Source organism: Altererythrobacter rubellus (assembly GCF_030284385.1).
Classification (GTDB): domain Bacteria; phylum Pseudomonadota; class Alphaproteobacteria; order Sphingomonadales; family Sphingomonadaceae; genus Erythrobacter; species Erythrobacter rubellus.
Genome location: NZ_CP127221.1, coordinates 2,125,938 through 2,140,170 on the forward strand (window position 1 = coordinate 2,125,938; position 14,233 = coordinate 2,140,170).

The window sequence follows — 14,233 nt, forward strand, 5'->3', positions numbered from 1 at the left end:
AAAAGGGCCGCCCTAACTACTTGCCCGCTCCAGCAAGCGCACCCGTACACGCCGTATGCTGGGATGTTCTACCTCTTCACCAGCTGTCACCGCTTCAACCAGCAAGCGACCCGCCTGATCAAGATCGGGCTCAATGGTCGAAAGAGGCGGATTTGAGAGCTCGCCAGCAGGGATCCCGTCGAAACCGACGACTTTGACCTTGCCCGGCATTTCGATTCCTGCGGCCTGAAATGCTTCCAGAACTCCAAACGCAATGGCGTCACACACGGCGAACACGCCGTTAAACGCCTTGCCACTGTCGATCAGCGCTTTGGCCGCAAGGCGCCCCTGTTCGCGGCGTTCCCGACCGTGTTCGATTTCAATCAGTTCCGCAGATTTGCCGAGCTTCCTGGCTTGATCGAGAAAACTGTCCGTGCGTTCGGCAAACTGGCGCTGAACCGAATCGTGCGACCCGATGCACACGAGATTCTTGCACCCGCGCTGCACAAGGTGGTCAGCTGCCAGCCGCGCACCAGCATCATTGTCCGAACTGACCCAGTCGAGATCACCCAAGGGCGAGCCCCAATAGGCGATCGGCTGGCTCGTCTCGCCCACTTTGCGGAAATAGTCCCAAGCTGCGCGATTTGCGGTGGTGCCGATCACGATCAGCCCTTCTGCCTGCCCGCGTTCGACATAGTGGCCGAACAGCTTGTCTTCGTCGGCTTGCAGAGAGACCAGGACTTCCAGCCCGCGATCCGCGGCAGCTGCGCAGATGCCCCCCAGCAAGGCGTAGGAGAACGGATTGACATCGCGCGCACCGCCGCCCGGCTTTGATATCACAACTGTCGCCAACGTGCCTGTATGCCCGCGCCGCAGTCGCGCTGCGCGTTCGTCAACGAAATAGCCCAGTTCGCTTGCGGCTTCGAGAACGCGGGTTCGCGTTGCCTCTGTAATAACAGCGGAACCAGACAATGCGCGCGAAACTGTCGACTGGCTGACGCCAGCCTTTTCAGCCACGTCAAAACTTGTGACGCGCATAGGCTTGCGGGTCGCGTCCATTTCTCTCCCTTTCATGGCCGAAATTCTTGTTACGGTCCGTGCATAGCTATGCGATGCTATGGCCGAGAATTGTGCGGTGCGCTAGATGGTGGTGAGACCATCCTTGGGAGAAGCGTTTAGATGGAAGTGTCTTCGACAGGCAGCGAACAGTTTACCGCTGACCGAATCTTGCTGTTCGGGGCCACAGGTGACCTCGCGCAGCGTATGCTTTTGCCTTCGCTCAGCGCGCTGCATGCTGACGGCCTGATCGCTCCTGATTTGAAGATCATTGGCACAGCTCGGTCTGAAATGTCCGATGCGGAATTCCGCAACTTCGCCCGCGAAGCTTTGGAAAAGTATATGCCCGCCAAGCGACGCGGCGGAATGGCAGAATTCCTGAACCGACTCAGCTATCAACCGCTTGATGCAACTTCGCTGGATGGGTTCAAGGAACTGGCGGAAAAGGTCGGTGAGCCCAAGCAAGGCCTGGCAATCTTCCTGTCGACAGCACCCAGTCTGTTTGAACCAACCATAAAAGGCTTGCAGCATGCCGGGCTCGACGGCGCAAACGTGCGCATGTGCCTAGAAAAACCGCTTGGCACCGACCTTAGTTCAAGCTGCGAGATCAATGATGCAGTCGCGACCGCATTTCCGGAGGACCGGATTTTCCGGATCGACCACTATTTAGGCAAGGAGACGGTCCAGAACCTGCTCGCGCTGAGGTTTGCGAACCTCATGTTCGAACCGATCTGGAATGCAGCGCATATTGACCACGTCCAGATCACTGTCGCTGAGACTATCGGTCTGGAATCGCGCGTCGGCTATTATGACGACAGTGGCGCACTGCGCGACATGGTACAGAACCACATGCTGCAATTGCTTGCATTGGTAGCCATGGAGCCGCCCAGCGACTTTGACGCAACTGCCGTGCGCGACGAGAAGGTCAAAGTCCTGCGTGCCCTCCGAAAAGTTGCAGTCGGAGATACTGTAATCGGACAATATCGCGCTGGCGCAATCAGTGGCGAAGCCGTGCCGGGCTATGATGACGAACTCGGCAAGGATTCCGGCACCGAGACGTTCGTTGCGATAAAGGGCCTTGTCGACAATTGGCGCTGGAAAGGCGTGCCGTTTTACCTGCGTACCGGCAAACGCCTGCCTGAGCGTGTGACCGAAATCGTAGTTCAATTTCGCTGCGTGCCGCATTCGATCTTTGCTGGCAAAGGCGCGACGATGCAGCCCAACCGGCTGGTGATCGGAATCCAGCCGGAAGAGAATGTCACTTTGTCACTTATGACCAAAGTGCCCGGGCTTGACCGCGAAGGCATTCGACTTCGCCAGGTTCCTTTGGATATTGCCATGCCTGATGCCTTTGTAGGGCAACACCGCCGGATCGCCTACGAACGGCTGCTGCTGGATCTGATCGAAGGTGATCAGACGCTATTCGTTCGTCGTGACGAGGTAGAGGCGCAGTGGCAGTGGATCGATGCCATTCGCGAGGTTTGGCAATCGAGCGGGCAAACACCGAAAACCTATACAGCGGGCAGTTGGGGCCCAAGCGCCGCCATAGCGCTGACAGAACGTGACGGAGTAAGCTGGCATGAGTGAATTGAACTCAACTATTGCCAAAGTGACCGCGCGCGTGATCGAAAAGTCGCGCGATAGCCGTCAGTCCTACCTGGATCTGATGGATCGCGAAGCGGACCGCATGCCCGATATGAATGCGGTATCCTGTTCGAATCTCGCGCACGCTTTTGCCGGTGCGGTCGAAGATCAGGAGACGCTCCGCCAAGGTACGAGCCCCAATATCGGCATCGTGAGCGCTTACAACGATATGCTGTCCGCGCATCAGCCCTATGGCCGCTACCCTGAACGACTGAAGGTCTACGCCCGTGAAGTTGGCGCTACCGCGCAAGTGGCAGGCGGCACGCCTGCCATGTGTGACGGTGTGACACAGGGCGAGGACGGGATGGAACTCTCGCTCTTCAGCCGAGATGTGATCGCGCTGTCGACCGGTGTCGCGTTGAGCCATCAAATGTATTCGGGCGTGGCGCTGCTGGGCATTTGCGACAAGATCGTGCCCGGCCTGATGATAGGTGCGCTGCGTTTCGGCCATTTGCCCGCCGTTTTCGTGCCATCTGGCCCGATGCCTAGCGGGATTGCCAACAAGGAAAAACAGCGAGCCCGCCAGCTTTATGCAGAAGGCAAGGCGACCCGCGCCGAACTGCTCGAAAGCGAAAGCGCCAGCTATCATTCGCCCGGTACTTGTACCTTCTTCGGCACCGCTAATTCGAACCAGATGATGATGGAGATGATGGGGATGCACATCCCCGGCAGCGCCTTCATCCAGCCCGGCACAAAATTGCGCCAAGCGCTGGATCGCGCCGCGGTGCATCGCTTGGTCGAGCTAGCCGGGACGCGTGAACGCAAGATGGCAAAGATGGTTGACGAAAAAGCGATCATCAACGCTGCCGTCGGCCTGCTCGCCACCGGCGGATCAACCAACCACGCGATCCATATCCCCGCAATGGCTCGTGCAGCGGGCGTTCAATTCGATTGGAATGATCTCAGCGAGCTTTCCAGCGTCGTGCCGCTGATCGCGCGCGTCTATCCCAATGGCGAAGGCGATGTGAATCATTTCCATGCCGCAGGCGGGATGGGATATGTGATCCGCGAATTGCTCGACGCAGGTCTGGCGCACCGCGACATCCTGACCGTGTGGGATGGCGATCTTTCGGCATACGGTAAAGAACCAGGCCTCGACGAGAATGACGAGCTCGTCTGGCGCGAGGTCGGGTCAAGCGGCGATGAAACCATGCTCAAACCCGCCAGCGATCCGTTTCAGGCCGATGGCGGCATGCGGCTGGTACAAGGCAATCTGGGCCGCGGCTGTTTCAAGTCCTCCGCAGTTGCCAAAGAACGCTACACTGTCGAGGCACCGTGCCGCGTATTCGAAGATCAGCCTTCTGTCGCAGCGGCGTTCAAAGCGGGCGAGCTGGACAAGGATGTTGTGGTCGTGGTCCGTTTCCAGGGACCGCGCGCCAATGGCATGCCCGAATTGCACAGCCTGACGCCGCCGCTCGGCGTCTTGCAGGATCGCGGGTACCGCGTTGCGCTGGTGACTGATGGCCGCATGTCGGGCGCATCGGGCAAGGTCCCCGCCGCGATTCATGTCACACCCGAAGCGCTCGGCGGCGGACCGCTGGCCAAACTGCGCGATGGAGACATTGTGCGTGTATGCGCAACGACCGGCGAGCTTTCGACCACCGCCGATCTCGACAGCCGGGCACCCGTGCCCGATCCAGCGGCGGATGTGGGCGTAGGGCGTGAGCTTTTCGCCATGTTCCGCAATCTGGCAGACGGCGCGGAGCAAGGCGGCAGCGCGATGCTGAAAACAGCGGGGCTTTGATGAGCGGCGGCGTAACCGAGATCGTTACCGTCGATATCGGCGGCACACACGCGCGCTTTGCCTTGGCTCAGATCGCCGCCGATGGCGCGATTACGCTGGACGAGCCCGAAACACTAAACACCAGTGATCATGCGAGCTTTCAGACTGCATGGGAGGATTTCCGCAAACGCAAGGGCGGCTCGCTTCCGTCTGCTGTCACTATGGCTGTCGCCGGGCCGGTAAAGCACGATCTGATCCGCTTCACCAACAACCCGTGGATCATCCGCCCGCCATTGATCGAGGAAAAGCTGGGCTGCACGCATTTCACGATCGTGAATGATTTTGCTGCTGTTGCGCACGCTGCAGCACGCGCACCGAACGAACAATTCCTGCATCTGGCGGGACCCGAAGAGGATCTGCCTGCTTTCGGAACCATTAGCGTTGTCGGCCCTGGCACCGGGCTTGGCGTGGCGCACTTCTACCGCGATGAAGACGGAAGCTACCGCGTCCAAGCCACCGAAGGTGGGCACGGCGACTATGCCCCGCTCGACAGCATTGAAGACGCCATCCTCGCGCGGCTGCGCAAGCGGCACAATCGCGTGTCTGACGAACGCGTCGTATCGGGCCCTGCAATTGTCGACATTTATCAGACGCTTGCCGCCTTGGAGCACCGCTCGATCGATCCCGACCTTGATGACCGCGCGATCTGGACACGTGGCACGACAAACAAAGACAGCTTAGCATCGGCGGCTGTGGATCGCTTCTGCCTGGCTTTGGGCTCGGTCGCAGGTGACATCGCATTGGCCCAAGGCGCCAGTGGCGTCGTGATCGCGGGCGGCCTCGGCTATCGCATCCGCGACACACTGCTCGCGTCGGGCTTTGCTGACCGTTTTGCCGCCAAAGGGCGCTTTGCCGGAATGATGGCGAACATGCCTGTTAAACTGATTGTGCACCCGCAACCCGGCCTGTTCGGCGCGGCAGCGGCATTTGCAAGGGAACATTCGAAATGATGGACGTGGAAAGCGTCATGCGCTTGGCACCTGTTGTGCCCGTGATCGTGATCGACGAGCTAGAACATGCTGTGCCGTTGGCCGAAGCACTGGTCTCAGGCGGACTGCGCGCACTTGAAGTCACCTTGCGTACCCCTGTGGCACTCGATGCGATCAAGGCAATGAAGCAAGTGCCGGGTGCGGTAGTGGGCGCGGGTACTGTGACGAATGCAGACGAATTGGAAGACGCGCTGGAAGCAGGCGCGGAATTCATCGTCTCGCCCGGACTCACAGAACCACTTGCACGCGCAGCAATCGCTTCGCAAGTCGCCTTCCTGCCCGGAACAGCGGACGCCAGCGATATCATGCGCGGGCTGGATCTGGGCCTGAGGCATTTTAAATTCTTTCCCGCTATGGCGGCGGGTGGCTTGCCCGCGTTAAAGGCGCTGTCCGCGCCATTCGGCCATGTAAAATTCTGCCCAACAGGCGGGATCGGGCCAGACAATGCGGCAGAATGGCTTGCCCATGACGCTGTGCTGTGTGTGGGCGGCAGCTGGGTTTCGCCGCGGGGCGTGCCGGACAAGGCCATGATTGAAACGCTCGCCCGCGATGCGGCGCAGCTTGGTTCATGAAGAACGTCAGCGATCTTCTTGAACATCTGAGCGGCCTCCATGCGCGTACGCGAGAGACGCCACTGTTCAATCCTGTCTTTCAGCTGGGCCTTGATCTCTCTCGCAAACTTGAATCGAGCGAGATCAATCTTGATGCGATCGAGGCGCTGGTCGCGGAACTGGAATGCCAGAGCATGCAAAGCCGCGCCAAGCGCTTGCGGCGATTGGTCGCACCGGTTTCGCCAGCAAAGAACCATGCCGCGCTGGCGGCCGCGCTGACGGAAGAAGATTTCGACGCCTTCCGTGCGCGCTGGGAACGCCCGCAACTGCACGCGGTGTTCACCGCCCATCCAACCTTTCTTCTAACGCCGGCGCAATCGGCAGCGGTTGCCGATGCTGCGAGCAGCGAAGAAGATATCGGCGCGAACGCCTGTGTCGCCAATGCCGACCGCCCAGCAGTGACACTGGAATACGAACATGGTCGCGCCATGCGCGCGATTGCCAATGCGCAGGATGCGCGCGATGCCATTGTTGGTGAAGTGCTAGAGCAAGCCGCAGACAGGTTTCCCGACCAGTGGCACGACTTTGCGCCGCTGCCTTTCCGTTTTGCAAGCTGGGTCGGTTACGACATGGACGGACGAACCGACATCAAATGGTTCGATTCGATCGGCTTCCGCTTTTCTGAAAAAGTTGCGCGATTACAGCGCTATACAGCATCTCTTGAAGCTATCGACGAGCAGCACGCGCTACTTGAGACACTGCGCCCTGCCCGCGCCTATGCTGAAGCGAGAGCTGCCGATTTCGCGGAAGACTTGAGCGAGCCCGAGGCATTGTCGAAAGCGGCAAACACGCTGACAGCGGATCATCCGCACAAACTGCTCAGCCTAGCGCCGATCATCACATCGCTGGAAGAAGAAGCGGCTGGTGCTGACGTGGCGCGCGCAGTGCAGCTCAAAACGCTTGCTGCAGGGATGCGTGCCGACGGACTTGGCATGGGCTGGATCCATTTCCGGGTAAATTCAAGCCAGCTCCACAATGCGATCCGTCGCCGGATTGACCCGAACAACACGCTCGACCTGGCCAGCAAAGGCGCCATGGTGGCGCTGCGCGACATTCTTGCCCGGGTTAAGCCGCTGCGGACCAACTTTGCCGCACTGGCGATCGAGAGCTCGACCGCGATCCGCCAATTCATCGCGATGGCGCAGATCATCGAGCATATCGATGGGGACGCACCGATCCGCATGCTGATTGCGGAATGCGAGCAGCCCTCCACGATTCTGGCGGCGCTCTATTTCGCCAAGCTGTTCGGGATCGAGGACAAGGTTGATGTCTCCCCCTTGTTCGAGACAGAGGGCGCGCTTGAGCATGGTGGGCGTTTCCTGGATGCCCTGTGCCGCGAAGAAATCTATCAAGACTACGTGCGCAAACGTGGCCGGCTGGCAATCCAAACGGGCTTCTCCGATGCGGGACGGTTTGTCGGGCAATTGCCCGCCAGTCTGGCGATCGAGCGGCTGCAGGGTCGCCTGAGCGAAGCGATGGACAAGAATGGTCTGAACGATGTTGCAGCGCTGATCTTCAACACTCACGGCGAGAGCATGGGCCGCGGAGCGCATCCGGACAGTTTCGAAGACCGTCTGACCTGGCCGCTAAGCCCGTGGGCCAAGCGACGCTTCGCGCGCGCAGGAATCAAGCTTGAGCCTGAAGTCAGCTTCCAGGGCGGCGACGGCTATATGTTCTTCGCAACGCCAGAGCTGGCGCGCGCCACACTGACCCGGATTGCCGAGTTGCAACCTGCCCATACTGATCCAGATGCGCCGGCTGATCCATTTTATCGGCGCACTGATCTCAGCTTGGACTTTTATCGCGCAATTCGCCGCCATCAGCACGAGCATCTGGAAAGCCAGACCTATTCGCGCGCGCTGACGGCCTTTGGCCTTGGGCTACTGAATTCCACCGGCAGCCGCGTTTCCCGCCGCCAAAGCGATATTCGCGCTGACCGCGAGATGAGCCTGCGCCAGATCCGCGCCATTCCGCACAACGCGATCCTGCAGCAGCTGGGCTATCCGGTGAATATCATTTCCGGCATCGGCAGCGCGGCAGATGGCAATTATGAAGAGCTTGCAGCGCTGATCATGGAAAGCGAGCGCGGGCGCCAGCTGATCCGGCTGGCGCGAAGCTCCAACGCGCTGGCAAGCATCAAGACGGTTGCTGCGCATGGCGAGCTGTTCAACAGCGCTTATTGGGCCAGCCGCCCTTATCGCGGCATAGAAGGCCACCTGTCCGATGCCTGTGAGGCGCTGGCAGAGTATCTGACCAAGGATGACCGTGCGGGCGTGTATCGCCGGCTGGCATCGCGGCTGAGGGTTGATGCGCTGAAGCTGCATCGCCTGCTCGATCTGATCCCGGACGAGAATCCGTTAGAGGATCGTGAGAATATCCGCCGCACGATCGGCGCTGCACAAGCGCTGCGTTTGGCGTTGCTGCAGCATATGTTCCTGCGCGCTGTATCGGTGCCGGTTTTCAGCCGGGCAAACGATATCAGCCGCGATGATGTGTTGGAGATGGTATTCTCGCTGCGCGTCGACGATGCTTTGGCGCAAATGCGCCGGGCCTTCCCAACGCACTTCCCGCAGATGACCGATTTCGCGGTCGATGCCCCCAGCGACTATCCCGACAGCACCGGCGAAAGCTACGCCAATATCGCGCGCGACTATATCGATCCGATCGAGCGCGCATACGGGCTCTGTTTGAGGCTATCTACCGCTATTGCAAACGTGTTCGGCGCGCACGGCTGAGCCTAGGATCGACGCGGCGGCTCGGGTGAAAAGTTGAGGAACTGTCCATCATCCTCAGACCGCAACTCGACCATCACGCCCGCCACATTGCCCTTGCGTTGATTGGAGAATTTGTCGTCGAGACTGGCAATGTCGCTACCCCGTGGGTCACCGCCCAGCTCCTTGATGGCGCGGGTCATCAGACGCAGTCTCGTCTCACGCATCGGGTGTAATGGTAGCCGGATAGCATTGCGTGTGCGCTGTGCATTCTGTTCCCAGAACCGCTGAACCTCATAATCCAGAGCTTCATCCGCATCGGCCAGATGTTGCGCGGATTGCGCAATCGCCAACGGGTCAAGCCAGTCGGCGTCAGCCAGCGCCTGCCGGATCCGCACTCTGTCGAAACGATCATTCTGGTTTGATGGATCTTCTACCGCGTCCAGCCCGGCTGCCGAGACAACGCTTTCCAGCTCTGCTCGACGAAAGCCAAGCAAGGGCCGGACAATGCGCAGCCCTCCTGCTTCGGTCTCATTAACCCGGCGCACGCCTGCCAAACCGGCAACGCCGCTTCCACGGTTCAACCGCATCAGCAGGGTTTCGGCCTGATCGTCCGCATGATGTGCCGTCATGATAGCCGCCAGACCGCGATCACTCACCCAGTGCTCAAGCGCTGCGTATCGTGCTTCACGCGCTTGAGCCTGCAAGTTGCCCTCGGGCACCTGAACGGTCAGCACAGTGCACGCAATATCCCGCTCAGAGCACACCTGCTCGACGAAGGCGCATTCGCTTTTCGCTTCTGCCCGCAGGCCATGATCGACGGTAGCCACCTCGAATTGCTCCGCATACACAGCATGGGCCATAAGCAGCATCGCCAAGCTGTCTGGACCGCCAGACACAGCCAAGCCGAAGCGTTGATCACCCAGACCCGCGCGTTCGACCTCGGCGCGAAACCGCCGGGTCAGTTCCGGATCGAACGCCGTATCAATTACAGGTCACTTTCTGGCGGCTTGCTTCATATTGATCTTGAAGCCGCCCGCTCGCCAGCGCCGGATAGGTGTCGCCGAATTCGGCGAGCGCGATGCACGCGCGATTGGTATCTTCCAGAGCAATCATCGCGTCTGCGAGAAACAGCAAGCTGTCACCGGCCCGTGCTGCCTGCTTGTCCACCTGGTAATTGCGCAAGAACCAAGGCGCGGCCTCGCGTGCCTTGCCATCATCCAGATAGGCGCGACCAAGCAGGTTGCGGCCATATGTAGCGCGCCAGTGATCGGGATGCTGATCTACGAACAAGCGCAATTGCTGCTGCGCTTCCGGATAGAAGCCCGCGTTCCATAAACGGAATCCATAGGTATATTCATCATCTCCCGCATCGTCGGTTTGCGGCTTCATGATTTCTTGAACACCGGCGAGCCGTTCCTCGCTTGGTCCCGCGGTCTGCGCCGGCGCAGGCTCTGCTGTTTGTGCTGGCCGCGCTGGTTCGACGGTCGATGCGCCGCCGGTCATGGCTGACAGATTGCTCTGCGTCGCCGGAGCTTCCTCGGCTGCCGGTTCCACAACTGGTGCCGGATTGTTGGCAGCTTCCAGCGCTTCCAAACGTTCCTCAAGCAGCATCACGGCATTTCGGTTCTCTTCACCAGCTGCTGTCAATCGCTGCATTTGCGCTTCGATTGCATCAAGCCGCGCGAGAATGTCTGTCACAGCGGTGGTCGAAGTCGCGCTGGATGGATTCGATGGAGTGCCTTGCTGCGTGTTGATCTCTGGTTCGAAAAACCGTGCATCCCCGCCCGGAAACACCTGGCGTTGCAAAGCCCGGATCTCTGCTTCGATCTTGCGCACACGCGCTTCTGATACATCGTCCTGCGCCAGCGCAGGTACCGGCGTGGTCGCAATAACAGCACCGGCCAGAGCCAAACCAGCTAAATTCTTCAATTGGGGCAATTTCACTTCGAGAGCTCCTCGATCTTCAATGTTCTGCAAATAATGGTTTGCAGATGAACCTCAGGCGAAACTTGCATCACCCGGACGACAATTGTCGACCCGACAGCATGCCAAAATGGTGGGAATCCTTGCGTAAGCTCTTATTCGGGAGCCTCTGATGCGGCCCCGCTATCTATCGCATCCGGTTCCGGCGCTTCCGTCATTCGATCACGAAGGGCGTTCGCTGTAATCGGTATGTCGCGAATGGTGACCTGTTCTTCCGCCAGTGGTTCAACATCTTGCCCGCCGATTGTGACGGCAAAAGCATCAGGCCGGCCAGTCCATATTCGCGGGTCTCGCGCGTCAGCGGGAACAGCAAAGCTCTCGCCCATTGCCATCAGCTTTTGCTGAAGCCTGCGTCCGCCCGCCTCGTAAAAGCTAACCCATATGCCGTCTTCCAAGGCTGTAAACACCACCTGATCGGGCGCCGTACCATCAACCGAAGCGCCAGATGTCGTTTGCGCATCCGACAGCGTCGCGACGTCGGCACCGGTGACACTGTCTTCTTCAGCGACCAGAGGTGCGGGATCAGCGCCCGGCGCCATAAACCGGGCGTAAAAGGCGTAACTACCTGCTGCCAGCAGCAGCACCGCGATAGCCGATGCCCATACTAAAGCGCTGGGCGGAGCTTTGGCTGGGTCACCAGGCTCAAACGCAGGCGTGTAACGAGGGCGTTGCTCGGTTTGATTGTCCAGCTCAGCGCGGAGCGAAGCGACTATTTCGGCTTCGTCCAAGCCCAGTGCGCGTGCGTAAGTCCGTGAAAAGCCAAAAACATAAGTACGTGCCGGTAACTCAGAAAACTGATCTTGCTCAATCAGTTGCAAGTGCCGTTCAGAGATGCGCGTGCTTGCGGCAACCTGAGCAAGCGAAAGACCCTTTTCCTCGCGCGCTCGGCGCAATCGGCGTCCGACGCCCTCTAATGGGAGTTCGTTATCCGGCTCGATATTTATTTCCTCAACCATTAGGTGCGACCCGATTTTCGTGTTGGCTACATGACTGTCATGGCTCTTTCGTGTCAAGCAGCCCGCCATACAGACAGACCTAAATCAGATGAAGCGAGCGAGATGTCAGAGCGACTACTGTTTGCAGCCTCGTAGGCAGCGCTTAATCGGTCTCAATACCGCGCTCAGCCGCCCATTCCTGAAGATTTTTCCGCAAGTCGGTTTGCGGGTCGGACAGCCAGCCGGTCATTGCTTCGGTAATCTCTCCAAGATCCACCCTGCGCACCAATTCTTTGATTGGACCTACAGCCGCAGGCGTAATCGACAAACGCCGGTATCCGAGGCCGAGCAAGGCGACTGCTTCCAAACGCCGTCCACCCATCTCGCCGCAAACGCCCAAGTCAACCTGATGCCCCACCATACTCGACGAAATCCGGCGCAGAAAACGCAGGATCGATGGGCTTAGCCAGTCATAACGCTCTGCCAATTTTGGATTGGCGCGGTCTGCTGCAAACAGGAATTGTGTCAGATCATTGGTTCCAACCGACAGGAAATCGACCCGTGGAAGCATCAAATCCAGGACCTCTGCCAGTGCGGGCACTTCCAACATCGCCCCGTAGCGGATCGTATCCGGCAAATGCTTCTTCTGCTTCCGCATATGCTGGATTTGCGCTTCGAAAACCTCCTTGGCCGCATCGAATTCCCACGGCTCGGAGACCATCGGGAACATCACATGCAATTCTCGCCCGGCGGCCGCTTCAAGCAGCGAGCGCGCTTGCACTTTCATCAGCCCGCCGCGCTCGAGCGCGAGCCGCAATGCCCGCCACCCCATCGCCGGGTTTTCATCATGTTCGGACTGTTCGGACTGAAGGTAAGGCACAGCTTTGTCACCGCCGATATCGACAGTGCGAAAAACTACAGGCTTGTCGCCTGCTGCTTCTAGAACATCGCGGTACAAACGGGTTTGTCGTTCGCGCTGAGGCAAAGTAGCCGAAACCAGAAACTGGAACTCAGTTCGGAACAGCCCCACGCCATCAGCGCCAGTCATCGCGAGTGCAGAGATATCGTCGCGAAGACCAGCATTTATCATGACCTGAATGCGCGTACCGCAACGGGTGAAGGGCTCTACATCGCGCAGCTTGGCGTACGCTGCCTGTTTCTCACGCGATTTCTCGAACCGCGTATCGAATGCGTCTGCAACCTGCTGTGATGGCCGGATCGTGGCTGTCGCCTGGTTCGCATCGAGCAGAATTTGATCTCCGTCGCGCACAATTCCGCGAATACCGCGCGCACGACCCAACACCGGCAGCCCCATCGCACGCGCGACAATCACCACATGCGATGTGAGCGAGCCTTCCTCCAGGATCACGCCCTTCAAGCGGCGCCGATCATATTCGAGCAATTCGGCCGGGCCCAGATTTCGCGCGATCAGGATAGTATCTTTGCGCAGACCTTGCGATGCTGCGGTGCCCAGCTGGCCAGACACGGTCCGAAGCAGCCGATTGGAAAGATCCTCAAGATCATGCATCCGGTCCGCGAGCAAGGGATCATCAATTTCCCGCATGCGCATACGCGTGCGTTGCTGCACGCGTTCGATCGCAGCTTCCGCAGTCAGGCCGGAATCGATCGCTTCGTTGATGCGACGCCCCCACCCTTCATCATAAGCGAACATCTTGTATGTTTCGAGCACCTCGTCGTGCTCTCCGCCCACGCCGAACTCGGCCTGGCTTGCCATATTGTCAATCTGCTCGCGCATCTTGTCAAAGGCGCGATAGACACGCTGCCGCTCTGCTTCGATGTCGTCTGCAACAATATGATCGATTGTGATGCGGGGTTGGTGATAAACGGCGAAACCGCCGGCCAACCCTTTGACCAAAGCTAGGCCGGTAATGTTCTGCGTGCCTGTCTGCGCTCCGCTAAGGCCGCGTGCGTCTTCCTCGTCGACCAGTTCTGCATTCGAGATAAGCTCTGATAGAACCATGGCCGTGGTTTGCAGCGCTTCGATTTCGACGTCTTCGTATTTGCGGGGATCAACATGTTGCACGCACAATGTGCCCACTACACGTTCATGGTACACGATTGGCACCCCGGCAAAGGAATGGAATTTCTCCTCACCGGTTTCCGGGCGATATTGAAAGTCGGGATGTGCCTTTGCCTCGGCCAGGTTCAGCGTTTCATTGTTTGCGGCAATGGTCCCGGTAAGCCCTTCTCCAATCGCCATGCGTGTGACGTGGACAGCGCTTTTGTTCAAACCGCGGGTCGCGAACAGCTCCAGCATGCCTTCGCGCAGCAAATAGATCGAGCAGACCTCGCTATCCAGGCTTTTGCCAACAATCTCGACCACACGGTCAAGCTTGGCTTGCGCATGCAAACGCGAAGCCATGACCTCGTGTAAACGAGTCAGGATCTGACGGGCCGAAGCTGCTGCTGTCATATGAAAACCGCTATAGCAGGTTGGTAGCGAAGCGAAATCCCGCCCAACAACAATTTTATCTCAGTTCGGCGACTATCCGTTCCAAAACGGCAGTGGAGCGATAAT

10 protein-coding genes are annotated in these 14,233 nt (G+C 59.0%); 5 read left to right on the top strand and 5 right to left on the bottom strand.

Features of this window, described 5'->3' with window-relative positions:
* Positions 1–12: 12 nt before the first annotated feature.
* A complete protein-coding gene (locus QQX03_RS10670; RefSeq protein WP_285975710.1) occupies positions 13–1,053 on the bottom strand; it encodes a LacI family DNA-binding transcriptional regulator in 1,041 nt (346 codons plus the stop codon).
* 105 nt (positions 1,054–1,158) lie between these two features.
* On the opposite strand from QQX03_RS10670, the gene zwf reads away from it, so the two are divergent.
* Genes zwf through QQX03_RS10695 form a run of 5 tightly spaced genes read left to right on the top strand, consistent with a single transcriptional unit; the run spans position 1,159 to position 8,797 of the window.
* Entirely contained in the window at positions 1,159–2,622 is a 1,464-nt protein-coding gene (gene zwf / locus QQX03_RS10675; protein ID WP_285975711.1) for a glucose-6-phosphate dehydrogenase, read from the top strand.
* On the top strand, positions 2,615–4,423 hold the full coding sequence (gene edd, locus QQX03_RS10680) for a phosphogluconate dehydratase (RefSeq protein WP_285975712.1): 1,809 nt from the start codon (positions 2,615–2,617) through the stop codon (positions 4,421–4,423). The genes zwf and edd overlap by 8 nt, the downstream gene beginning before the upstream one ends.
* Positions 4,423–5,412: a glucokinase gene (gene glk, locus QQX03_RS10685; RefSeq protein ID WP_285975713.1), complete on the top strand. Its 990-nt coding sequence runs from the start codon at positions 4,423–4,425 to the stop codon at positions 5,410–5,412. The genes edd and glk overlap by 1 nt, the downstream gene beginning before the upstream one ends.
* A gap of 17 nt (positions 5,413–5,429) precedes the next feature.
* On the top strand, positions 5,430–6,023 hold the full coding sequence (gene eda / locus QQX03_RS10690; protein ID WP_432762824.1) for a bifunctional 4-hydroxy-2-oxoglutarate aldolase/2-dehydro-3-deoxy-phosphogluconate aldolase: 594 nt from the start codon (positions 5,430–5,432) through the stop codon (positions 6,021–6,023).
* A complete protein-coding gene (locus QQX03_RS10695; RefSeq protein WP_285975715.1) occupies positions 6,020–8,797 on the top strand; it encodes a phosphoenolpyruvate carboxylase in 2,778 nt (925 codons plus the stop codon). The genes eda and QQX03_RS10695 overlap by 4 nt, the downstream gene beginning before the upstream one ends.
* Before the next feature lie 2 nt (positions 8,798–8,799).
* Here the strand turns inward: QQX03_RS10695 and tilS are convergent, their stop codons facing one another.
* The 4 genes from tilS to ptsP all read right to left on the bottom strand — a co-directional run bounded on the left by tilS (position 8,800) and on the right by ptsP (position 14,128).
* Positions 8,800–9,762 (bottom strand): tRNA lysidine(34) synthetase TilS, encoded by a 963-nt coding sequence (gene tilS, locus QQX03_RS10700; protein ID WP_490401897.1) that lies wholly within the window; start codon positions 9,760–9,762, stop codon positions 8,800–8,802.
* On the bottom strand, positions 9,758–10,705 hold the full coding sequence (locus QQX03_RS10705) for a hypothetical protein (protein ID WP_285975716.1): 948 nt from the start codon (positions 10,703–10,705) through the stop codon (positions 9,758–9,760). The genes tilS and QQX03_RS10705 overlap by 5 nt, the downstream gene beginning before the upstream one ends.
* Positions 10,706–10,854: 149 nt before the next feature.
* Positions 10,855–11,715 (bottom strand): helix-turn-helix domain-containing protein, encoded by an 861-nt coding sequence (locus QQX03_RS10710; RefSeq protein WP_285975717.1) that lies wholly within the window; start codon positions 11,713–11,715, stop codon positions 10,855–10,857.
* Between the two features lie 142 nt (positions 11,716–11,857).
* Positions 11,858–14,128 (bottom strand): phosphoenolpyruvate--protein phosphotransferase, encoded by a 2,271-nt coding sequence (gene ptsP, locus QQX03_RS10715; protein WP_285975718.1) that lies wholly within the window; start codon positions 14,126–14,128, stop codon positions 11,858–11,860.
* Positions 14,129–14,233 lie beyond the last annotated feature (105 nt).